This window comes from Corallococcus sp. AB038B, assembly GCF_003668955.1.
Lineage (GTDB): Bacteria > Myxococcota > Myxococcia > Myxococcales > Myxococcaceae > Corallococcus > Corallococcus exiguus.
In genome coordinates, this window is the sequence record NZ_RAWO01000004.1 from 379,328 (window position 1) to 400,544 (window position 21,217).

Sequence of the window (21,217 nt, forward strand, 5' to 3'; positions counted from 1 at the left end):
GCCGGAATGTAGCGTCAAGCGGATGCGGAATTCAGCAGCCACGATGCCACCGGAGGACTAGATGCCCCGCAGGCGCGCGGCCCAGGCCAGGTACGCGCCGCGCGGATCCACGAGCGGATCCCGGAAAAGGGCGCGGATGTCGGCGATGTCCACCTGGCCGGCGTCGAAGGCGCGGTAGAGGCTGTCCCCCAGGAGATAGCCGAGCGCGTGGCTGACGCCGTGGAACAGGCGGTCGCGGCGCAGGGGGAGGAGCTTCACGGCCTCGTCGGGGGCCTCGGACTCCGTGGCCTTGTGGGCGAGGACGAAGGCGGCGATCTGCCGCTCCAGGCCCCGGGCCTCGCCGAAGCGCTTCGCCCACTCCGTGACGTTGGGGCAGGTGCGGCGCGGGTTGATCAGCTTGGAGCCGAAGAAGCCCAGGGCCTCTTCCAGACAGCGTGCGTAGAAGGCCTCGGATGCGCCACGCGGGGCGTCCATGGCGTCGCCCACGGCGCAGTGGCGCACGAAGTGGGCGGCCTCCTCCGCAGCGTGGTTCAGGGACAGTGACGCGAGGTAGGCCGTGCGCGCGCGCGGGATGTAGCCGCTCTCACGCGACAGGATGTGCTTGCGCAGCTGGGAGAGCTCCGCCTGCGTGAAGCGGCCGCGCCGACGGATGCGGGCGAGCACGTCGCCGTCCGCCGCCGTCGTCACCTCCACCGAATCCAGTTCGCGCCCGACGGACACGCCCGCGAGCCCACCGATGAGCTCCGCCATGTCCCGGAAGCGCTCCGCGGCGCTGCGGTCCAACAGGGGCGCGTCGTCGCCTTCGGCCTCCAGGTAGTCCAGGAAGCTCTGCTGGCACAGGACGGGCGAGGCGTTCATCAGGCACAGCGCGCCGTCCGCCAGCTCCACGGCCTCCGCGCTGCCCAGCCGGCCTTCGCGCGCGAGGCGCCACCAGAGGCCTTCGGCGTTCTGGTACACGACGAGGCCGCGGCGCGGATGGGTGTCTCCCAATGCGCGCTCCACCTGCGCGGGCAGGTGGCAGGGCGCTGCATGGAACTGGCCCACCAGCACCATCACCAGCGGGACGTCCTCCGCGCGGGCCACACGGGCGATGCGCTCCGCGGCGAAGGCGTCGCGCAGTGCGAGCGAACGCTCTCCCTGGGCCCGCCGGTCGATGGCGGCCACCTGGAGCTTGAGGCGCTTCGCGAAGGCCAGCACGGCGCGGATGCCGGCGCCGGGACCGAAGCCCGGAGTAGGGCCATGGCCCAGCCGGGACATCAGGGTGCGCTCGGGCAGGCGTCCCGCGAGGTACGCGTCGAGGGCGGCCTGATGACGGCCTTCCACGCACTCGAGCGCCAGCACGACGCGGCGGCCGGAGGAGAGGGCGCGCTCGGCGAGGTCCAGGTAGGTCTGCTGGGCGAGCGGCAGCGTGTGGTAGTCGCCGACGTAGACGAGGTCCGACGCCGCGATGCGCTGGTGCACGTGGGGCAGGGAGACCAGGCTCTGGTAGGTGCTCGTGCGCCGACGGTACCGGGCCTCGTAGGCGCGGAAGGCTTCGGTGCGGCCTTCGACCACCCGGGCGATCTGGGCGCGTTGGCGGCGGAAGAGGGCGAGGTGAAGGGCAAGCGACGCGCGCATGGAGCGACAGGCACCGTCGCATGCGCTCGCGGGGGCGGCAAAAAATCGGCGGGACGCGGGCGGGTGGCTTGCTTGACTCGCATGGCCCTGCAACGGACCATCGCCGACAATCTTGCAGACCGTTCTTCCTCGCACGCTCATCCTCTGTGCCGTGGTGTTCGCCGCGGCCTCCGTCCACGCGCAAGAGGCCGCGCTGCTTCACGCATCGCCGCCTCGTGCCGAGGCCCGACAGCCCCTCCAACTGGATGCGACGTTGGTGGATGGCGCCAAGGTGCTGGAGCTCTTCGTCCGCTATCGCGGCCCGGGCGAGCCGTACGTCCAGGTCGCCATGGAGCGGCAGTATGGAGACCTGTACCGCGCGGTGATTCCCGCCGAGCACATGGTGCCACCCGGAGTGGAGTACTTCGTCGAAGCGGCGATGGTGAATGGGGAGCGCGCGCCGCTCTTCATGTCCGCGCTCCGGCCCGCGCGGGTGATGGTGGGGACGCAGACCGCGGAGCCCCCGCCGGTCCGCGCGCCGCCGGTCCGCAAGGGGACCCGTGACGCCACGAAGTCCACGCCGGACATCGATGCCTTCGCGCCGCCGTCGGGGGCAGGGGAGGACGATGACTCAGGGAGCGCTCCGACTCCGCCTCCTCCCGCGAGTCGTCCGGATGGAGCGGGTGCACGCACGGGGACCCCCGATTCGCGGACTTCGAATCGAATGGACATCGTGGACTCCCGTTCGGGAGCTTCCGACCCACGCGCATCGAGCACGCCCAGCGGTACGGATCCACGTGCTTCGAGCCGCACGGGCGGTACGGACTCGCGTGCTTCGTCCCGAACGGACGCGCCCGATGCACGCGCTTCGATCCGCACGGACGGCACGGACTCGCGAGCCCCAAGCCGCACGGACGGCACGGATTCGCGAGCCTCGAGCCGGACGGATGCACCGGATTCACGCACGGCCCGAACGGACGGTTCGCGCGCGCAGACCCGAACGGACGCAGCCGACCCGCGCGCAACGGCTCGCACGAGCGGTACGGACTCGCGGGCTCCCGGCCGTGCTGACGGAAGCAACACGCGCGCTTCCAGCTCCGACGACGCGATGGCCGCGCTCAACGCGGATCTTCCTCCGGAACCTCGCGCCGACTCCCGCGCTTCCTCCTCATCCCCCACCGCCATGGACGACGACCTGGCGCTCTACAGCGCGGAGGACGTGCTCGCGGTGACGACCCTCCAGGAGGCGTCCGTCCGCACCGTGCCGGCCATCGGCGCGTCCTTCAACCGCTCGCAGATGATCGCTTTGGGCGCGCGCACGGTGGCGGACGTGCTGGACGTGGTTCCCGGCGTGTCCGTCAGCCGCGACGTGCAGGGCTTCCATCGCACCGCCATCCGGGGCCTGCGCAACGACGCGGAGGTGCTCTTCCTCCTCGACGGCCACCGCCTCAACAACTTCTTCGACGGCAAGGCGCTCATGAACCTGCCGGTGGAGAACCTGGAGCGCATCGAAGTCATCCGCGGCCCCGGCTCCGCCGTCTACGGCGCGGGCGCGTTCCAGGGCGTCGTCAACCTCGTCACCAACCACGCCGACGGCGTCCGCGGCGCCATCACCACCGGCGGTGTCCCTCGCGACGACGGCCGCCTGGCGCTCGCCACCGACGGCCACCTGTCCGCCGCGCACACTACCGGCGACCTGCGCCTGTTCGCGGACCTGGACCTCTGGACGCAGGAAGGCGACTCGCTCGTCATCGACCACGACGCGCTCGATGACGAGTCCGTGGCCCAGGGCCTTCGCGACGTGGACCAGCCCGCGGGTCGCACCCGTGACGGCCGCTTCCTCCTCAACGCGGGCGGAGGCGTGTCCTACGGCCTGGATAGCGCCGGCCGCGTGGGCATCACCGCGCGCTACCTCTCAGAGAAGCGCGATGCGCTCGTCGGTCTGTTCGACACTGTGGGCAACGACTCCCAGCTGTCCTGGGACGTGCTCCTCGCGGACCTCACCTGGGAGCGGCCCCTCTCCGACGGCGGCCAGGTGCGCGCCCGGCTGGGCTTCGATCAGCAGTCCACCGACCGCATGTTCCAGCTCACGCCCCTGGAGTTCCGCACCGGCGACGGCGCGGACCGCCTCTTCCCCGAGGGACTTCAGGAGCAGACGCAGGTCACCGTGCGCACCGTGACGGCCTCCGTGGACGCGGACCTCGCGCTGACGAAGGAGAACCACCTCACCCTGGGCTTCGTCGCCGAACAGCAGTCGCTGTCCCAGTACGACTACACCACCAACTACACGCTCGACGGCCGCCTGCGTCCCAGCCCCGCCGCCCCTGAAGGGCTGGTGGACCTCACGAAGGGCGTGGCCTCCAGCCGCCTGAACCTGGGCCTCTCCGCGCAGGACCAGTGGACCGTGCTCTCCGCGCTCACGCTCACCTTCGGCCTGCGCCTGGACGCCATCCAGCTTCCCGACGCGGAGGCGTCAGGCACGCTCGACGCCAGCAAGATGGTGGTGCGGGTCAACCCGCGCGTGGGCCTGGTCATCGCCGCGTCGGACGCGCTGGTGCTCAAGGCGCTGTACGGCCGCGCCTTCCGCGCCCCCACGCCCCAGGAGCTGGTCGAGCGCATCCCCGACACCGACTACAACCAGGGCCGCTTCGAGGGAAACCCGCTCCTGAAGCCCACCACCGTGGACACCTTCGAGCTGGGCATGGACCTGGTCCAGGCCGCGGGCGACACCCGCGTGCGCGTGCGCGCCAACGCCTTCCTGCAGAACTTCGCCTCGCCCATCACCCCGGTGGACACCAGCGGCAACATCGTCCCCCTGCGCAACCGCGAGCTGGGCGTGCGCGTGTACGGCGTGGAGGCGGAGGCCCGCCTGGAGGCGTCCAAGCGCGCCGCCGCGTGGGTCAACGCCAGCCTGTCCCGCGCGCAGGACCTGGAGGTTCCGGAGCAGGCCCGACTGCTCACGGACGTGCCCCAGGCGCGCTTCAACGCGGGCGTGTCCATGCCCCTGGGGGACTGGGTGAACCTGGACGTGGTGGTGCGCTCCGGCGCCGAGCGGCGCAACAACAACCGGTCCACGCTGGAGCTCATCCGCCGCTATGAGATTCCCGCGTACAGCCTCATCACCGCGCAGCTGCGCACCGAGCCCATCTGGGAGCACTTCGAGGTGACGCTCTACGCACAGAACCTCTTCGACCACGACCTGCGCGACGACGTGCCCCGGCCGGACCGCGTCACCGGACTGCTGCCGCGCGAGGGCGTGTCCGGCTACCTCACCCTGAGGGCCTTCTACTGATGGACCGCCGCCACCTCACCGCCGCGCTCGCGGCACTCGCGCTCTTACCCGGGTGCCTCGCGTACAACGACTCCTGCACCCCGCTGGTGGACGACCCCGACGCCGTCGTGGGCTACCTGGGCGAGGAGGTGCAGCTGGGCTCCGCCTTCACCCGCCATGACAACAACGCGCTGGGGCAGCTGGCCGCGGACGCGTTCCTCCACGCGGAGGACGGCGCCTCGAAGGCCACGGAGCTGGGCATCATCAACGGCGGCTCGCTGCGCGACGAGGGCCTGTGCGTCACCCGCACGTCCCTGCGCACGGGGCCGCTCACCGACGGTGTCCTGCACGAGGTCATCCTCTTCGAGAACCTCGTCGTGACGGTGGACCTCACGGAGAAGCAGCTCGTGGACCTCTTCGAGCACTCCGTGGAGACGCTGGCCGTGGAGGGGCAGGCCATCGTGTCTCCGTCCGGCGCGTTCCTCCACGTGTCCGACGGCACCAGCATGCGCGTGGACTGCGCGCGTGCGGCGGGCCAGCGCGTGACGGAGCTGCGCGTGCGCGGCCGCGCCGTGTCCATCCCCGCGCGCGACGACGCGTCCATCCGCTACCGGGTGGCGATGTCCACGTTCCTGCTGTCGGGAGGAGACGGCTACGGCGGCATCCTGGGCAACGCGGGTCAGGACCCGGACCGCAACCCGGTGACCGCGCGCAAGCTGGGCGGCACGGACGCCAACATCGCGGCGGCGTACATGAAGAGCACGTACCCCAGCCCGGTCCAGGCGCTGAAGGAAGCCCCGCGCATCGTCTTCGCTAACTGTGCCCGGCCCTCCCGGCCCGCCCCGCGCTGACGTCTCGCGCGGTGTCGGACTTACGGGGGCCGGGGTGGATGGAGCCCTACGGCTTGGAGGGCTCGTCCGAGGATGCCGGGGCGCTGGACGTCACCACCGCGGGAGCGGAGGTGGCTGTCTGCGCCGCGGCGGCCACCGGCCTTGGAGGCAGGGGGCCCAGCACGTCGTTGACCGAGGGCATGCGGCGGATGTCAGCGCGGGCGACCTTCCATGCCTGCTGGACGATCCACGACAGGGAACGATCCTGCCGCGTTGCCTCACGCTGGATCTCTTCCAGCATGTCCTCGGGAAAGTAGAGGGATTGCTTGCGGTGATCCGTGGTGGCCATTGCCCTGCCTTACGGCCTTTCTTCGCGCGGGTCCGTGCGCTCGTCGCCCGTGACGTCATTCACGGCAGGGAACGACTTGATGCGGTCGCGGGCGATCTTCCAGGCCTGCTGCACCACCCAAGAGAGAGAACGGTCCTGCCTGTTCGCTTCCTCCTGGATCTCCTTCAGCATCTCCTCGGGGAAGTACAGCGACTGCTTGCGCTTGTCGGTGCCTGCCATGCCTGGGTCTCCGGGGCGGATTCGAGGTGACGACCTGAACACACCGGAGCGGTTATCCGACAGACGCCCTGAAGGGTCAACGGTTTCGGAGCACTCAAGCGTGCGCCCGAGGGCTGAACGCTCCACTTCCGACAAAGGGTGCCCCGGTCAAAAAAGTGAAACGCCCCAGCCTCCACAGGGGAGACCGGGGCGTTTCGTAAAGAGGGACCGCAGGGAGCGAATCTCCGAGCGGCCCCGTGGACCCAGAGGGGGAGGGGGGGGACCCCTAGGTCCAACGTCATGAAGTCCAGAACGTCCGACCAACAACCGCGAAGCGCCGTTCTATTTCCGCCCCGCGTCCTTCCGTTGTGGGAATCATGGAATGCATCCCCACACCTTCCGTCACCGCGAATCTGTAACCCGGTCATCTGACACTCCATTCCGAACGCTGGCGCCATGCCTCGCGCGTCTCCTGAAAGCTCCTCGCTGCCCGGCAAGCTCGCCCGCTCGTATTCCGAGCACGGCGCCCGCTCGCGTTCGGTGCTGCTGGCCGTCTCTGGAGGCGCGGACTCCACCGCGCTCCTCGTGGGAACGGCGCGCGTGCGCGAGGCCCTGGCGCTGCGCGTGGAGGTGGCGACGGTGGACCATGGCCTCCGAGCGGAGGCCGCGGAGGAAGTGACCTCCGTCGTAGGTCTGGCCGAGCGCCTGGGCCTGACCTGCCACGTCCGGCGGCTCACGCTGTCGCCCGGGGTGGGGCTGGAGGCGCGGGCGCGCGAGGCGAGATACGCGACCTTGGAGGTCCTGCGACAGGAGCGCGGCCTGGACTTCGTGGCCACAGGCCACACGCTCGACGACCAGGCGGAGACGCTGTTGATGCGCCTGTCCCGGGGAACGGCGCTCCGGGGCGCACGCTCCATCCACGCCCGTGCGGCCACGCTCCTCCGCCCGCTGCTCGCGTGCTCGCGCGAGGACGTGCTCGCCTTCCTGACCACCGAGGAGGTGGGGTTCGTGGTGGATCCGATGAACGCGGACCCCTCCTACTTCCGCACGCGTGTGCGCCACGACGTGCTCCCCGCGCTGAACCGCGCGGCGGGCTTCAGCACCGTGGCGCACCTGGCCACCTTCGCGCGGCTCGCCTCCGAGGACGAAGCCCTGCTCGACGGGCTGGCGGACGCGGCGTGGGAGCGGCTGGCGCTGTCCGGGGGCGGGCTGGACGCCGTAGGGCTTCGCGCGCTGGAGCCGCCGCTGTGGCGCCGCGTGCTCGCACGGCTGCTGGGCACGGCGGGCGCCCGGGTGGACCACGCCACGCTGGAGCGCGCGCGGGAGGTGGTGGCGCGCGGGGGCGTCATTCCTCTGAGCGACGGCTTCCTCCTGAAGGCCACCGGCGGGCGGGTGCGCTGTGTGGGACCTGGAGGGGAATCACCGCCCGCGCCGCTGGTGCTCGCGGGGCCGGGAGCCCAGGGGGACTTCGGCGCGTGGCGCTTCCAGGTGGTCGCGGAAGGATTTCCGCCCCCAGGCGTGTTGGCCTTGATGTTGGAGGAGGGGACGGCGTGGCCACTCATGGTGCGTTCGAGAAAGCAGGGCGACCGCGTCCGGACGCGCGCGGGCCACCGCAAGGTGCAGGACGTGATGGTGGATGCCCGCGTTCCTTCGGAGGCGCGCGACGCGCAGCCGGTGGTGGTGGACGCGCGCGGGGAACCGCTGTGGCTTCCCGGCGTCCTGCCGCGCTTCGTCGAACCGGGTGCGGCTTCGCGCGAGATGGCTTCCCGACACTCGCTGTGGGCCTTTCCTCCGCTCACGAGCGAACGGAAGACCCCTCCGTTATAGAGTCGAAGCTTCGAAACGGGGGATGGTCGCGGTCCCCTAAATAGTTGAGGGCTTTTTGCTGTTGCTGATACGGTCCGTCGCTGGCCTGCACACGGGCGGGCGCCGGGCACATGACGAACTTCGCCAGGGTTCCTCCTGGCACGGCCCTCATCCCGCCGAGTACCGAAAGGGCAGCTGAAACGTGCGTTCGACCTACAAGACCATCGGGCTCTGGGTCATCCTGATCGTCCTCTTCGTCGCCTTCTACAATTTCTTCTCGCAAGGCAACGAGCAGGTGCAGGAACCGACCTTCACCCAGCTTCTGACCAAGGTGGAGGAGAAGAAGGTCCGTGCCGTCTCCGTCAAGGGCAACACCTACTCCGGTACGTTCAGCGACTCGAACGACAAGTTCCGGACGACGGGGCCCGCGCCGGACGTGGCCGTGCTCAACCAGCTCCGCGCCTCCGGCGTGGACGTGAAGTACGAGCGCGAGGAGCAGAACAGCCTCTGGCTGACCATCCTCGGGCAGTGGATGCCGGTCGTCTTCCTGTTCCTGTTCTTCATCTTCTTCATGCGCCAGCTCCAGGGCGGCAGCGGCAAGGCGATGACGTTCGGGAAGTCGAAGGCGAAGCTCCTCAGCGAGAGCCACAACAAGGTCACGTTCGCGGACGTGGCCGGCGTGGACGAGTGCAAGGAGGAGCTGGAGGAGATCGTCGCCTTCCTCAAGGACCCCAAGAAGTTCACCAAGCTGGGCGGCCGCATCCCCAAGGGCGTCCTGATGATGGGCCCTCCGGGTACGGGCAAGACGCTGCTCGCCCGCGCGGTGGCCGGTGAAGCGGGCGTCCCGTTCTTCTCCATCTCCGGCTCGGACTTCGTGGAGATGTTCGTGGGCGTCGGCGCCAGCCGCGTGCGCGACCTGTTCGAGCAGGGCAAGAAGAACGCCCCCTGCATCATCTTCATCGACGAAATCGACGCCGTGGGCCGCCACCGTGGCGCGGGCCTGGGCGGCGGTCACGATGAGCGTGAGCAGACGCTCAACCAGCTGCTGGTGGAGATGGACGGCTTCGAGTCCAACGACGGCGTCATCCTCATCGCCGCCACCAACCGTCCGGACGTGCTGGACCCGGCGCTCCAGCGCCCGGGCCGCTTCGACCGCCGCATCATCGTTCCCCGTCCGGACCTCAAGGGCCGCCTGGGCGTGCTGAAGGTGCACACCCGCCGCGTGCCGCTGGCTCCGGAGGTGGAGCTGGAGGTCATCGCCCGCGGAACGCCCGGCATGACGGGCGCGGACCTGGAGAACCTGGTCAACGAGTCGGCCCTGATGGCCGCGCGCCAGAACAAGGAGCGCGTGGACCTGGCGGACTTCGAGCAGGCGAAGGACAAGGTCTTCATGGGCCCGGAGCGCCGGTCCATGATCATGACCGACAAGGAGAAGCGGAACACGGCCGTCCACGAGGCCGGTCACGCGCTCCTCGCCAAGCTGCTGCCCGGCTGCGACCCGCTGCACAAGGTCACCATCATCCCGCGCGGTCAGGCCCTGGGCGTCACCTGGAGCCTGCCCACCGAGGACAAGGTGAACGGCTACCGCAAGCAGATCCTCGACCAGATCACCATGGCCATGGGTGGCCGCATCGCCGAAGAGCTCATGTTCAACGAGATGAGCAGCGGCGCGGCGAACGACATCGAGCGTGCGACGGAGACGGCGCGCGCCATGGTGTGCCGCTGGGGCATGAGCGAGAAGATGGGCCCGCTGGCGTTCGGCAAGAGCGACGGCGAGGTCTTCCTGGGCCGCGACTTCAACTCGTCCAAGGACTACTCCGAGGACACCGCCCGGCAGATCGACATGGAGGTCCGCAGCATCGTCGTGGGCTGCTACACCACCGGCAAGCAGCTGCTCACGGACAAGCTGGACGTGCTCCAGCGCGTGTCCGACGCCCTGGTGGAGTACGAGACGCTCGACGCCGAGGACGTGAACATCATCCTCCAGGGTGGCCAGCTCACCCGTGAGCGCCCGGCGCCGCGCGTGAGCTCCTCGCCGAAGCCGACGGAGAAGAAGGACAAGCGGAAGATCCTCGACGCGCTCGAGGGCCTGCCCAACATGGAGCCGAAGAAGGCGTAACGCCTCTCAAGGTTCCGTCCTGAAGTGACGAAGGCCCTTCCCGCGTACCGGGGAGGGCCTTCTGCTTTTCGCCGTGACGCCATGCGCGTTCCTGTCGTCCTCCCTTCCCTGGACCCGGCGAAGCGGCGACACTGATTCACCGCCGTCCACACGCTTTGAAGGGGTCCTGACCGTGCTGCGCGCACGCCTCATCTCCCGCGACCGCCCCGACGACCTGTCGCTGGTCCTCCGCCGCTTGAACCTGTCTCCTCGCAACCGCGAGCACCTGGCGCGCGAGCTGGGCTACGCGCATGTGCTCGTCACCGGGGGCCGTCCCTCCTACGAGGAGGAGCTGGTGCCGCCGTACGGCTCCAAGGAGCGGGAGAAGCTGCCCACCTGGACGCCGGGTGGACATGTGGACCACCCGGGCGAGGTGCTCCTGTCCGGCAGCCGCCAGCAGTTCGACCGGCTGATTTCGCTCGCCCGCAAATCCCCCCGCACGGACGGCCTGGCGCGCGTGCTGGAGGAAGCGCTGTCCCCCGCGCCCATGCCGGCGCTGACCCTGAGCGGGCGCCGGTTCGAGTGGGGCACGCGCACGTACCTCATGGGCGTGGTGAACGTGACGCCGGACAGCTTCTCCGACGGCGGTATCTTCCCGGACGCGATCAGCGCCGTGGAGCACGCGATGAAGCTGGTGGACGCGGGCGCGGACATCCTCGACGTGGGCGGCGAGTCCACCCGGCCGGGCTCGCTCCCGGTGTCCGCGGACGAAGAACTCTCGCGCATCCTCCAGGTGGTGGAGGGCATCAAGCGCCGCTCCACCGTGCCCATCTCCGTGGACACCACGAAGGCGGCGGTGGCGAAGGAGGCGCTCAAGGCCGGCGCCCACCTCATCAACGACGTCACCGGCTTCCACTCGGAGCCGGCGCTGGCCGGCGTGGTGGCCGCCGCGGGCGCCGCGTGTTGCCTCATGCACACCCAGGGCATGCCGAAGACGATGCAGCAGGACCCCCGCTACCAGGACGTCGTGGGCGAGGTGATGGACTACCTGGAGGAGGGGATGTTCCAGGCCACCGAGGCCGGCATCCCGCGCGAGCGCATCCTCCTGGACCCGGGCATCGGGTTCGGCAAGACGCTGGAGCACAACCTCTTCCTGCTGCGCCGCCTGGAGGAGCTGCGGGGGCTGGGGCAGCCCCTGCTGGTGGGTACCAGCCGCAAGTCCTTCCTCGGGAAGCTGACGGGCGGCAAGGACCCCCAGGAGCGCCTGGCGGCCACCCTGGGCTCCGTGGCGGCCATGGCCATCCTGGGCGGCGCGGACGTGGTGCGGGTGCACGATGTGGGCGAGGCGCGGGACGCGCTGGCGGTGGCGGACGCCATCCGGCGGGCTCGGGGTGGCGGCGACCTGTACGGCGGCTGACGGGGGCAAGCCCCAACGTCGTAAACAGGCCAGGTCCGCACGCCTGGGCGCTTGCCTGGGTGACACCGCATCCCTAGCTTCGGGCCCACGTGCCGGACGGGGTATAAGCCCCGGACGCGAGTGGCCGGAGCCCTTCCGGCAATGGGAAAGGTGGAGCGGCACACATGGCGTACAGGATGGACATGCCCCCCAAGGAAGCTCAGAAGACGGAGCGGCTGTTCGGCACGGACGGCGTTCGTGGCGTGGCCAACGTCTATCCGATGACGGCCGAGGTCGCGATGAAGCTCGGCCGCGCCCTGGCGTACCTCATCCGCAACGGTCCGCACCGCCACCGCGTCATCGTGGGCAAGGACACGCGCCTCTCCGGCTACATGCTGGAGCAGGCCCTGTCCGCCGGCCTCATCTCCATGGGCGTCGACGTGGAGCAGGTGGGCCCGCTGCCCACGCCCGGCATCTCCAACCTCACCACCTCCATGCGCGCGGACGCGGGCGCCGTCATCTCGGCGTCCCACAACCCGTACCAGGACAACGGCATCAAGTTCTTCTGGCGCGACGGCTTCAAGCTGCCGGACGAGACGGAAGCCAAGATTGAAGAGCTGGTCTCCAGCGGCGAAATCGACAACATCCGCCCCACGGCGACCAAGATTGGCCGGGCCATCCGCCTGGACGACGCGCGCGGCCGCTACATCGTCTACCTGAAGGCCACATTCCCTCGGGAGCTGACGCTGGAGGGGATGACCATCGTGGTGGACTGCGCCAACGGCGCGGCGTACCGCACGGCGCCCGCGGTGCTGGAGGAGCTGGGCGCGAAGGTCATCGCGCTGGGCGTGTCCCCGGACGGCAAGAACATCAACCACAAGTGCGGCGCGCTCCACCCGGAGGGCCTGGCCAAGGCGGTGGTGAAGCACGGTGCCCACCTGGGCGTCGCGCTGGACGGAGACGCGGACCGCCTCATCGTCGTGGACGAGAAGGGCAACGTCGTGGACGGCGATGCCATCATGGCCATCTGCACGGGTGAGCTCGTCGCGCGCAAGGAGCTGAAGAAGAAGACGCTTGTCTCCACGGTGATGAGCAACATCGGCCTGGAGCGCGCGGTGTCCCAGTGGGGCGTGAAGGTGGTCCGCACGCGCGTGGGCGACCGGCACGTCGTGGACGAGATGCGCCGCAATGGCTACAGCCTGGGCGGCGAGCAGAGCGGCCACCTCATCTTCCTGAACCACACCACCACGGGCGACGGCACGCTCGCGGCGCTGCAACTGCTGGCCGTGATGTGCCGCCAGCAGAAGCCGCTGTCGGAGCTGGCCTCCATCTTCCAGCCGGTGCCGCAGACGCTGCTCAACGTCGTGGTGAAGCAGAAGCGCGAGCTGGGTGAGCTGCCCACGGTGATGAAGGCCATCAAGAACGTGGAGCAGAAGCTGGGCAACAACGGCCGTGTGCTGGTGCGCTTCTCCGGCACGGAGCCCAAGGCCCGCGTGCTGATTGAAGGCGAGGACGCGGCGCGCAACGAGGCGTACGCCCGCGAAATCGTCGAGGCGCTGTCCAAGGCGCTCAACGGCTAGCGACAGCGGTTGACTTCCGGACGCCGGCCACGAATAGAGGGGCCGGCGCGGGCCCGGGTCCCTGGACAATCCCGCACCGCGCCAGCGCAAGGAGCGGGACGATGGGACAGCGACTGGGTGTCAACGTGGATCACGTGGCGACGCTGCGGCAGGCGCGGCGCACCGTGTATCCGGATCCGGTGACGGCCGCGGCGATGGCGGAGCTGGCCGGCGCCCGGCAGATCACCATCCACCTGCGCGAGGACCGGCGCCATATCCAGGACAGGGATCTGCGCATCCTCCGTGAGACGGTGCAGACGCTCCTGAACCTGGAGATGGCCGCCACCGCGGAGATGGTGAAGATCGCCTACGAGTACAAGCCGGACGTGGTGACGCTCGTCCCCGAGCGGCGCGAGGAGCTCACCACCGAGGGCGGCCTGGAGGTGGCGGGCCAGCGCGAGTCCATCGCGAAGATCATCAAGAACCTCAAGGACGGGGAGATCGCCGTCTCGCTGTTCATCGATCCGGACCTGGACCAGGTGCGCGCGTCGCACAAGGTGAACGCGGACCGGATTGAACTGCACACGGGCCGCTACTGCGAGGCGCGCAACGAGAAGGAGCGCGCGCGGGAGCTGGCGCGCATCGTGGACGCGGCCAAGGCGAGCGCCAAGCTGGGCATGGGCGTGGCCGCCGGGCACGGGCTCAACTACGACAACGTGCAGGCCATCGCTCGCATCCAGGAGATCGACGAGCTGAACATCGGGCACGCCATCGTGGCGCGCGCGGTGCTGGTGGGCTTCGAGCGCGCGGTGCGTGAGATGCTCGAACTGATGCGCGACCCGGGGTAGGCCCGCATGCCCATCGTCGGACTGGGGTTGGACCTCTGCTCCATCGAGCGCATCCAGCGCATCCTCGAAGGTCCGCGCGCGGAGGCGTTCCTTCAGCGCGTGTACACCGACGGTGAGCGCGCGTACTGCGCGCCCCGGCATGACGCGGCCAGCGCTTACGCGGCGAGGTTCGCGGCGAAGGAGGCGCTGGTGAAGGCGATGGGCGTGCCTCCGGGCGTGAAGTGGCGGGACATGGAGGTGGTGCGCGAGGGCGGCCCGCCGCGCTTCGTGCTCTCCGGCGTGGCCCGTGAAGTGATGGAAGCGCGGGGGTGGGACGCGATGCTCGCGCTCACCCATGATGCCGGCGTGGCCGCTGCCACGGTGGTGCTCCAGACGAAGTAGGGAGGTTGGAAGCCATGCAGCGCGTGCTCACCGCGAACCAGATGCGAGAGGCCGAGAAGGCCGCCCAGGACCAGCACGGGATGCCGTCCGGGCTGTTGATGGAGAACGCGGGCCGTGCGCTCGCGGAAGCGGCCCGGAGCATCGCGGGCGCGGGCGGGCGCTTCACGGTGCTCTGCGGCCCCGGCAACAACGGCGGGGATGGCCTGGTCGCCGCGCGCTTCCTCTTGGAGGGAGGCGCCCGGGTGGTGGTGTCGCTGGTGGGGGACACCGGCAAGCTCACGTCGGAGGCGAAGCGTAACCTCCAGGCGCTGGAGGGCTTCGGTGAGTCGCCGCGCGCCTTTGAGGCGCTGCCGGAGGCGGGCCCGGGCGACGTGGTGGTGGATGCCCTCTTCGGCACCGGCCTGAAGCGCGCGCCGGAGGGCGTCTTCGCGGACGCCATCGGCACGGTGGCTCGGTGGCGGCGCGCGGGGGCGAAGGTGGTGGCCGCGGACGTGCCTTCGGGACTCCAGAGCGACACGGCGGAGCCCTTCTCGCCTTGCGTGGAGGCGGACGTCACGGTGGCCTTCGGCTTCGTGAAGCCCGCGCATGAGCTGGAGCCCGGCGCTTCGCTGTGCGGCGACGTGCGGCGCGTGGACATTGGCCTGGGGGGTGAGTCCACTCGCGCGGTGTCCGGCGCGGAGCTGTTCCGCGTGGAGGAGAAGGATGCGCGTGAGGCGCTGCCCAAGCGCCGCGCGGATTCGCACAAGGGCACCTACGGTCACGTGCTGGTGGTGGCGGGCAGCCCGGGCAAGACGGGCGCCGCGGCGATGGTGGCCCTGTCCGCGCTGCGCAGCGGAGCGGGGCTCGTCACGGTGGCCACGCGGCCTGCGGCGCTGCCGTGGGTGATGGCGCACTCGCCGGAGATCATGGGCATTCCGCTGCCGGGTGAAGGCCCGCTGGGGAAGGGCGACCTGGAGGCCCTCAAGTCCGCGCTGGAGGGCAAGGACGCGCTGGTGATGGGGCCGGGCATCCCCCGCGGGCCGGAGACGGGCGCGCTGATTGGTGAGCTGCTGGCGGCGGTGGAGGTGCCCGCGGTGCTGGACGCGGACGCGCTCAATGCCGTCGCGGAGGATCTCAAGGTGCTGCGGGAGGCGAAGGGGCCCGTGGTGCTCACGCCGCATCCCGGGGAGATGGCGCGGCTGTGGGGCCGGACGACGAAGGACGTGCAGGCGCACCGCGTGGGCGTGGCGCTCAACCTGGCCACGTCGCTCAACTGCACGGTGGTGCTCAAGGGCTCGCGCACGCTCATCGCGGAAGCGGGTGGGCGCGTGTTCATCAACCCTACGGGCAACGCGGGCATGGCCACCGGCGGCACGGGCGACGTGCTGTCGGGCGTGTGCGGCGCGCTGCTCGCGCAGGGCATTCCGCTGCCCAAGGCCGCGTGGACGGCCGTCTATGCGCACGGGCTCGCGGGCGACCTGATGGCGCAGCAGCGCGGGTTGATGGGCCTCATCGCCACGGACTTGCTGGTGGGCCTGGGCGACGTCTGGACGCGGTGGGAGCGATGAGCTGCGCGGACGCGGCACTTCATGCCTCGGCGCCTGAAAGACGTGCACGTGGGCCTCGGCCTGAACACGGCGCGGCGGACCCGATGCTCGGCTCGGAGGGCGCGATGCGCGCGCTGATGTCGCGCCTCATGGCTCCGCACCAGGCGGACGTGCTCGTGGGCCGCGGCCTTGTCGCGGCGCGGAGGGCGCGATGAGCGGAGATGCGCAGCCCACGCGCTCGCGGCGGCTGGTGTCTCCGTCACCGGAGGAGACGCACCGGCTGGGCGTGAAGCTGGGACTGCTGCTCCAGCCCGGGGACTTCGTGGGGCTGATTGGCGACCTGGGCGCGGGCAAGACGCACCTGGTGCGCGGCGTGGCGGAAGGGGCGGGTGTGGCGCAGTCGGAGGTGGCCAGCCCTACCTTCGCCATCGTGTACCCGTATGCCGGCCGCATCCCGCTGTACCACGCGGACCTGTACCGCCTGACGGACTACGACGAGCTGTACGCCACCGGGTTCCTGGACCTGGTGGGCGGTGACCACGCGATGCTGGTGGAGTGGTTGGACCGCATCCCCCAGGCCGCGCCGCGCGACTTCCTGCGCGTCACGCTCCGCCATGAGGGAGAGGACGCGCGGAGCCTCGACGTGGAGGCCTTCGGCGCGCGTCCCGCCGCGTTGCTCGAGGCGTGGCTGGGCTGAGTCAGACCAGGGCGTGCTGCTCTGGCGGCCGCGGGTTCAGTACCCCGTCCGCCAGCGTCTGCACCTTCCAGCGGTGGAACGTGAGCCGCGAGTCCACGCCCACCACGTCCTCTTCATCCACCGGCACCCAGTGCGGCCCGCCGCACAGCGACTCGCTGGAGACGAGGAACTGCTGGAGCGGCACCCCCGTGTTCGGCGTGCGCAGGGCTTCCGGGCAGCCGCTGATTCCGGAGGAGATGAAGAGGGTGCGGTTGCGGCGCGTGGCCACCATCGCCTCTCCGTCCGTGACGAGGAAGTTCATCGCGGAGCGCTCCTTCGGCTCGCGGCTTCCCGGCACGTCCGTCAGCGTGGACACCAGCGTCATCGTCTCCGCGAGCGCCTGCGCCATCGCCTCCACGCTCACCGTGCCGTCGAGCGGCCCGCGCGCCGACAGCCGCGACAGGAACAGATAGAAGCAGCGCTCGCTGTCCGTGGTGCCCTTGATGTTGACGCGCAGCTCCGGGTGGATGAGCCCTTCCACGGTGGCCTTGTGCTTCGCGAACTCGCGCAGCGTGCCGTTGTGCACGAAGGACCAGCGGCCGAAGTGGAACGGGTGCGAGTTGCGCAGCTCCACCGCCCCCACACTCGCCAGGCGGATGTGCGCCACCACGGTGCGCGCCGAGACCTGGCTCGACACACGCTCGAAGTCGGGGTCGCAGTGCGCGGGGCCCACGCCATGCGCGACGAGCGGTGAGGACTCCTGCCCGTACGTGGCGATACCCCAACCGTCCTTGTGCTCACGCGACTGGATGAGGAGGGAATTCCTCTCCGTCACCAGGGCGGTATGGACAGCGGCGGGAACAGCACTCCTGAATCCAAATAATCGGCACATGGTGGCAGCTGATCTCTACAACGGCCGGCCCACGAGGGAAGTTCCACCTGCCCCCTCGGCCGATGCCAGTTGTTCAGCGGCATCCACTCAGGGACAGTGATTCATACGCGCGCGAAACACCACACGTCCGCCCTTCACCACCACGCGCGCGTGACTGATACCCAGATGATAAGGCAGATGCCGGTAACTGCGACAGGCGAACACCACCAGGTCGCCCGCATCACCCACGGCCAGCCGCCCCTGCCGTTGCAACCCCAAGCATTGCGCGGCCCCTCGGGTAGCGGCCCAGTAGGCTTCCGCGGCTGACAGGCCGTTCTCCAGGCAGGCGAGCCCCAGCACCAGGGCCAGGTTCTCCGTCATGGATGAGCCGGGATTCACGTTGGAACCCAAAGCAACGTTGACGCCCGCATCGCGCAGCTTCCGGCCGGGCGCGTAGGGGCGCATGCGCAGGAAGAGGGTGGAGGTAGGCACGAGTACGGCGGTGACGTTCGCGGCGGCGAGCGCGCGGATGCCTTCGTCCGTCACCTGCTCCAGGTGGTCCGCGCTGGCGGCGCCCACCTCCGCGGCGAGCGCCGAAGCGCCACACGCGGTGAGCTGATCCGCGTGCAGGCGCGGCGTGAGGCCCAGCGCCTTGCCCGCGTTGAGCAGCCTGCGGGACTCATCCACGGTGAAGGCGCTGTCCTCGGTGAAGACGTCGCAGAAGCGCGCCAGGCCCTCGCGCGCCACGGCGGGCAATATCTCGTTGATGCAGAGGTCCAGGTACTCGGCGCGGCGGTCCTTGTACTCAGGCGGCACCGAGTGCGCGCACAGCAGCGTGGGCACCAGCTCCAGCGGTGACTGCGCGCTCAAGCGGCGCACCGCGCGCAGCATCTTCAGCTCGTCCGCCAGATTCAGTCCGTAGCCGCTCTTCACCTCGGCGGTCGTCACGCCTTGCGAGAGCAGCCGCTCCAGGCGGGGCAGGGCGAGCGTGGCCAGCTCCTCCTCGCTCGCGGCGCGCGTGGCGCTCACCGTGTTGGCGATGCCTCCGCCGGCCTTGGCGATTTCCAGGTACGTGGCGCCCTGGTTGCGCAGGTCGAACTCGGCGGAGCGCTCGCCCGCGAACACCAGGTGCGTGTGCGGATCCACGAAGCCCGGGCCCACGAAGCCGCCCTCTGCGTCGATGATCTCCGTCGCGTCCGTGAGCGCGCCCTTCGGCAGGCCGGACTCCGGGCCCACGTAGGCCACGCGTCCGTCCTTCACGCCAATGCCCGCTCCCGGGCGCGGGGTGAGGGCGCTTTCCGCAGGCTCGCGGTGGGTGCCCTCCACGGTGAGCACTTCGGAGGTGTTGCGCACCCACAGGTCCAGGGCTTCCATGCTCAGCGTCCTCCGCGTACGCCCGCCACGGGCGCGTTCCAGCTGGTGTCACCCGAGTGCGCCCGGCCGAAGCCGCCGGACAGCTCCAGCTTCGTGCGCGACTCGCCGAACTTGAGCTGCGCCGCCACCACGGCGCCGTAGAAGTGCGTCGTCACCTGCGAGCCGGGGTTCACCAGCGACTGCTGCACGCTGAAGAACGGCACCAGGCCCAGGGACATGCCGGGCTCCGGCTGCACGGTGAACGCACAGGTAGCCTCCACGCCGAACAGGCTGCTGGTGCTGTCCGTGTCACCCAGCCCGAAGTCGGACGCTCCTCGCAGGGAGAGGGCCGGGGCCATGCCCACCTTCTCCGAGCCGATGTAATACGACACGCCGGAGTAGACGCCGTAGCCGGGCGCAGGCAGGCCGACGAACTCGCCCTGCAGGCCCACGTGCCACGACAGGCGGTCGCTCACGGGCACCGTCACCGAGCCGTCGATGTCGATGCCCCACTGATCAGCCACGAAGGGCTTCGCGTCGCCCTGGAAGGCGCCGTTCTCCCCGCGCTCCGACAGCTGCGGAGCGTTGAGACGGGGGCCGGCGCGCAGGCCCAACTGGAAGAAGTTCTGCTGGGGGACGCCCGGGCCCAGGCGCATCACCATGGGCCCGGCGGTGGTGGGCGTGCATCCCGCGAGCACACCCATCACCGCGGTCATCACGAAGGGTCGGACGCGTCGTGGCATCCGACGCACTCTAGGCGGTGAGGCCGGGGATGCGCACGCCCCGCTCCTTCGCCACGTCGATGGCCTCCGGGTAGCCCGCGTCCGCGTGGCGCAGCACGCCCATGCCGGGGTCGGACGTGAGGACGCGCTCGATGCGGCGCGCGGCCTCCGGCGTGCCGTCCGCGACGATGACCTGGCCCGCGTGCAGCGAGTAGCCCATGCCCACGCCGCCGCCGTGGTGGAACGACACCCACGAAGCGCCGTTCACCGCGTTCACCAGCGCATTGAGGATGGGCCAGTCCGCCACCGCGTCCGAGCCGTCCTTCATGGCTTCCGTCTCGCGGTTGGGGGAAGCGACGCTGCCGCAGTCCAGGTGGTCGCGCCCAATCACGATGGGCGCCTTCACCTCGCCCTTGCGGACCAGTTCGTTGAACGCGAGGCCCGCCTTGGCGCGCTCGCCGTAGCCCAGCCAGCAGATGCGCGCGGGCAGACCCTGGAACGCCACGCGCTCCTGGGCCATGTCCAGCCAGCGGTTGAGCGACGCCTTCTGCGGGAAGAGTTCGCGCACCGCGCGGTCCGTGCGGCGGATGTCCTCCGGGTCTCCGGAGAGCGCCACCCAGCGGAAGGGCCCCAGGCCCTCGCAGAACAGCGGGCGGATGTACGCGGGGACGAAGCCGGGGAACTCGAAGGCGTTCTGCATGCCGCCGACCTTCGCCTGGCCACGCAGGTTGTTGCCGTAGTCGAAGACGTGGCTGCCGGCGGCCTGGAAGTCGTTCATGGCCTGCACGTGCATGATCATCGACTCGCGGGCGCGCTTCACGTAGCCCTCCGGGTCGCGCTTGCGCAGCTCCGCGGCGGCCTCCAGCGACAGGTCCGTGGGGATGTAGCCGTTGAGCGGATCATGCGCGCTCGTCTGATCCGTGACGAGGTCCGGCTTGATGCCGCGCTTGTACAGCTCCCGGAACACCGACGCCGCGTTGCCGATGATGGCGATGGAGCGGCCCACGCGCTTCTGCTGCGCGTCCTTCGCCAGCGCCAGCGCTTCGTCCAGGTCCTTGGCCACGACGTCCAGGTAGCGCGTCTCCACGCGGCGCTGGGCGCGGTGCGGATCGATTTCGACGCCCAGGAACACGGCGTTGTTCATGGTCGCGGCCAGGGGCTGCGCGCCGCCCATGCCGCCCAGGCCACCGGAGAGGATGAGGCGGCCGGCCAGGTCCTCGCTGCCGAAGTGGAAGCGGCCCGCGGCGGCGAAGGTCTCGTAGGTGCCCTGCAGGATGCCCTGCGTGCCGATGTAGATCCACGAGCCGGCCGTCATCTGGCCGTACATCATCAGGCCCTTCTTCTCCAGCTCGTGGAAGTGCTCCCAGTTGGCCCAGTGGCCCACGAGGTTGGAGTTGGCGATGAGCACGCGCGGCGCGTCCGGGTGCGTGCGCAGGATGCCCACGGGCTTGCCGGACTGCACGAGCAGCGTCTCGTCGTCGGTGAGGCTCTGGAGGCTCGCGACGATGCGGTCGAAGGAGGGCCAGTCCCGAGCGGCCTTGCCGGTGCCGCCGTAGACGACCAGGTCCCCGGGCTGCTCGGCCACGTCCGGGTCAAGGTTGTTCATCAGCATCCGGAGCGCAGCCTCCTGCACCCATCCCTTGCAGGAGAGGGTGGTGCCGCGAGAGGCGCGGATGATGCGGGACATGCGGAAGACTCCTGGAAAGGGGGCGCCGCACCCTAACCGAACCCCCGGGG

The 21,217-nt window shown here is 70.2% G+C and carries 17 protein-coding genes; 10 read left to right on the forward strand and 7 right to left on the reverse strand.

The genetic code is table 11. The annotated features are described in order from the left end of the window. Window positions 1-57: 57 nt before the first annotated feature. Window positions 58-1,617: a ChaN family lipoprotein gene (locus D7Y04_RS20870; protein WP_120600002.1), complete on the reverse strand. Its 1,560-nt coding sequence runs from the start codon at window positions 1,615-1,617 to the stop codon at window positions 58-60. Between the two features lie 112 nt (window positions 1,618-1,729). Here D7Y04_RS20870 and D7Y04_RS20875 point away from each other — a divergent pair, with 112 nt between their 5' ends. Then, entirely contained in the window at window positions 1,730-4,888 is a 3,159-nt protein-coding gene (locus D7Y04_RS20875) for a TonB-dependent siderophore receptor (RefSeq protein ID WP_120600003.1), read from the forward strand. Beyond that, on the forward strand, window positions 4,888-5,718 hold the full coding sequence (locus tag D7Y04_RS20880; protein ID WP_121760459.1) for a 5'-nucleotidase C-terminal domain-containing protein: 831 nt from the start codon (window positions 4,888-4,890) through the stop codon (window positions 5,716-5,718). Before D7Y04_RS20875 ends, D7Y04_RS20880 begins: the two co-directional genes overlap by 1 nt. A gap of 46 nt (window positions 5,719-5,764) precedes the next feature. Here D7Y04_RS20880 and D7Y04_RS20885 read toward each other — a convergent pair whose 3' ends face one another. Both D7Y04_RS20885 and D7Y04_RS20890 read right to left on the reverse strand, forming a co-directional pair. Next, window positions 5,765-6,046 carry a TIGR04563 family protein gene (locus D7Y04_RS20885; protein WP_014396355.1) on the reverse strand — a complete coding sequence of 94 codons (282 nt, stop codon included), beginning with the start codon at window positions 6,044-6,046 and terminating at the stop codon, window positions 5,765-5,767. Between the two features lie 9 nt (window positions 6,047-6,055). Then, the gene (locus D7Y04_RS20890; RefSeq protein ID WP_014396356.1) at window positions 6,056-6,265 is read right to left on the reverse strand and encodes a TIGR04563 family protein; all 210 of its coding nucleotides are present in this window, start codon (window positions 6,263-6,265) and stop codon (window positions 6,056-6,058) included. Between the two features lie 435 nt (window positions 6,266-6,700). Here D7Y04_RS20890 and tilS point away from each other — a divergent pair, with 435 nt between their 5' ends. The 8 genes from tilS (at window position 6,701) to tsaE (ending at window position 16,555) form a co-directional block, all read left to right on the forward strand. After that, a complete protein-coding gene (gene tilS, locus D7Y04_RS20895; RefSeq protein ID WP_121760460.1) occupies window positions 6,701-8,071 on the forward strand; it encodes a tRNA lysidine(34) synthetase TilS in 1,371 nt (456 codons plus the stop codon). 181 nt (window positions 8,072-8,252) lie between these two features. Continuing rightward, window positions 8,253-10,169 (forward strand): ATP-dependent zinc metalloprotease FtsH, encoded by a 1,917-nt coding sequence (gene ftsH / locus D7Y04_RS20900; protein ID WP_120562694.1) that lies wholly within the window; start codon window positions 8,253-8,255, stop codon window positions 10,167-10,169. 172 nt (window positions 10,170-10,341) lie between these two features. After that, on the forward strand, window positions 10,342-11,565 hold the full coding sequence (gene folP, locus D7Y04_RS20905) for a dihydropteroate synthase (RefSeq protein ID WP_120595759.1): 1,224 nt from the start codon (window positions 10,342-10,344) through the stop codon (window positions 11,563-11,565). A gap of 164 nt (window positions 11,566-11,729) precedes the next feature. After that, complete coding sequence (glmM, locus tag D7Y04_RS20910; RefSeq protein ID WP_120595760.1) at window positions 11,730-13,124, forward strand: phosphoglucosamine mutase; 1,395 nt, start codon at window positions 11,730-11,732, stop codon at window positions 13,122-13,124. Window positions 13,125-13,225: 101 nt separating this feature from the next. Further along, window positions 13,226-13,951: a pyridoxine 5'-phosphate synthase gene (locus tag D7Y04_RS20915; protein WP_120550607.1), complete on the forward strand. Its 726-nt coding sequence runs from the start codon at window positions 13,226-13,228 to the stop codon at window positions 13,949-13,951. Between the two features lie 6 nt (window positions 13,952-13,957). After that, window positions 13,958-14,332, forward strand: coding sequence for a holo-ACP synthase (locus D7Y04_RS20920; RefSeq protein WP_120595761.1), 375 nt, complete (start codon window positions 13,958-13,960; stop codon window positions 14,330-14,332). A 14-nt stretch (window positions 14,333-14,346) separates the two neighbouring features. Next, the gene (locus tag D7Y04_RS20925) at window positions 14,347-15,879 is read left to right on the forward strand and encodes an NAD(P)H-hydrate dehydratase (RefSeq protein ID WP_121760461.1); all 1,533 of its coding nucleotides are present in this window, start codon (window positions 14,347-14,349) and stop codon (window positions 15,877-15,879) included. A 190-nt stretch (window positions 15,880-16,069) separates the two neighbouring features. Continuing rightward, window positions 16,070-16,555 (forward strand): tRNA (adenosine(37)-N6)-threonylcarbamoyltransferase complex ATPase subunit type 1 TsaE, encoded by a 486-nt coding sequence (gene tsaE / locus D7Y04_RS20930; protein ID WP_121760462.1) that lies wholly within the window; start codon window positions 16,070-16,072, stop codon window positions 16,553-16,555. Between the two features lies 1 nt (window position 16,556). Here tsaE and D7Y04_RS20935 read toward each other — a convergent pair whose 3' ends face one another. The 4 genes from D7Y04_RS20935 to hutU form a co-directional block, all read right to left on the reverse strand. After that, entirely contained in the window at window positions 16,557-17,426 is an 870-nt protein-coding gene (locus D7Y04_RS20935; protein ID WP_121760463.1) for a class II glutamine amidotransferase, read from the reverse strand. An 87-nt stretch (window positions 17,427-17,513) separates the two neighbouring features. Next, window positions 17,514-18,779, reverse strand: coding sequence for an imidazolonepropionase (gene hutI, locus D7Y04_RS20940; protein WP_121760464.1), 1,266 nt, complete (start codon window positions 18,777-18,779; stop codon window positions 17,514-17,516). A gap of 2 nt (window positions 18,780-18,781) precedes the next feature. Next, entirely contained in the window at window positions 18,782-19,501 is a 720-nt protein-coding gene (locus tag D7Y04_RS20945; protein WP_120595765.1) for a hypothetical protein, read from the reverse strand. A 10-nt stretch (window positions 19,502-19,511) separates the two neighbouring features. Continuing rightward, complete coding sequence (gene hutU / locus D7Y04_RS20950; RefSeq protein ID WP_121760465.1) at window positions 19,512-21,167, reverse strand: urocanate hydratase; 1,656 nt, start codon at window positions 21,165-21,167, stop codon at window positions 19,512-19,514. Window positions 21,168-21,217: the final 50 nt, after the last annotated feature.

Bases quoted from the DNA above. Each gene is read 5' to 3' on its own strand.
- hutI (WP_121760464.1), bottom strand. From the start codon at position 18,779: ATGGAAGCCCTGGACCTGTGGGTGCGCAACACCTCCGAAGTGCTCACC.
- D7Y04_RS20925 (WP_121760461.1), top strand. From the start codon at position 14,347: ATGCAGCGCGTGCTCACCGCGAACCAGATGCGAGAGGCCGAGAAGGCC.
- tsaE (WP_121760462.1), top strand. From the start codon at position 16,070: ATGAGCGGAGATGCGCAGCCCACGCGCTCGCGGCGGCTGGTGTCTCCG.
- glmM (WP_120595760.1), top strand. From the start codon at position 11,730: ATGGCGTACAGGATGGACATGCCCCCCAAGGAAGCTCAGAAGACGGAG.
- tilS (WP_121760460.1), top strand. From the start codon at position 6,701: ATGCCTCGCGCGTCTCCTGAAAGCTCCTCGCTGCCCGGCAAGCTCGCC.
- D7Y04_RS20870 (WP_120600002.1), bottom strand. From the start codon at position 1,617: ATGCGCGCGTCGCTTGCCCTTCACCTCGCCCTCTTCCGCCGCCAACGC.
- D7Y04_RS20945 (WP_120595765.1), bottom strand. From the start codon at position 19,501: ATGCCACGACGCGTCCGACCCTTCGTGATGACCGCGGTGATGGGTGTG.
- D7Y04_RS20880 (WP_121760459.1), top strand. From the start codon at position 4,888: ATGGACCGCCGCCACCTCACCGCCGCGCTCGCGGCACTCGCGCTCTTA.
- D7Y04_RS20915 (WP_120550607.1), top strand. From the start codon at position 13,226: ATGGGACAGCGACTGGGTGTCAACGTGGATCACGTGGCGACGCTGCGG.
- hutU (WP_121760465.1), bottom strand. From the start codon at position 21,167: ATGTCCCGCATCATCCGCGCCTCTCGCGGCACCACCCTCTCCTGCAAG.
- D7Y04_RS20935 (WP_121760463.1), bottom strand. From the start codon at position 17,426: ATGTGCCGATTATTTGGATTCAGGAGTGCTGTTCCCGCCGCTGTCCAT.
- D7Y04_RS20920 (WP_120595761.1), top strand. From the start codon at position 13,958: ATGCCCATCGTCGGACTGGGGTTGGACCTCTGCTCCATCGAGCGCATC.
- D7Y04_RS20885 (WP_014396355.1), bottom strand. From the start codon at position 6,046: ATGGCCACCACGGATCACCGCAAGCAATCCCTCTACTTTCCCGAGGAC.
- D7Y04_RS20890 (WP_014396356.1), bottom strand. From the start codon at position 6,265: ATGGCAGGCACCGACAAGCGCAAGCAGTCGCTGTACTTCCCCGAGGAG.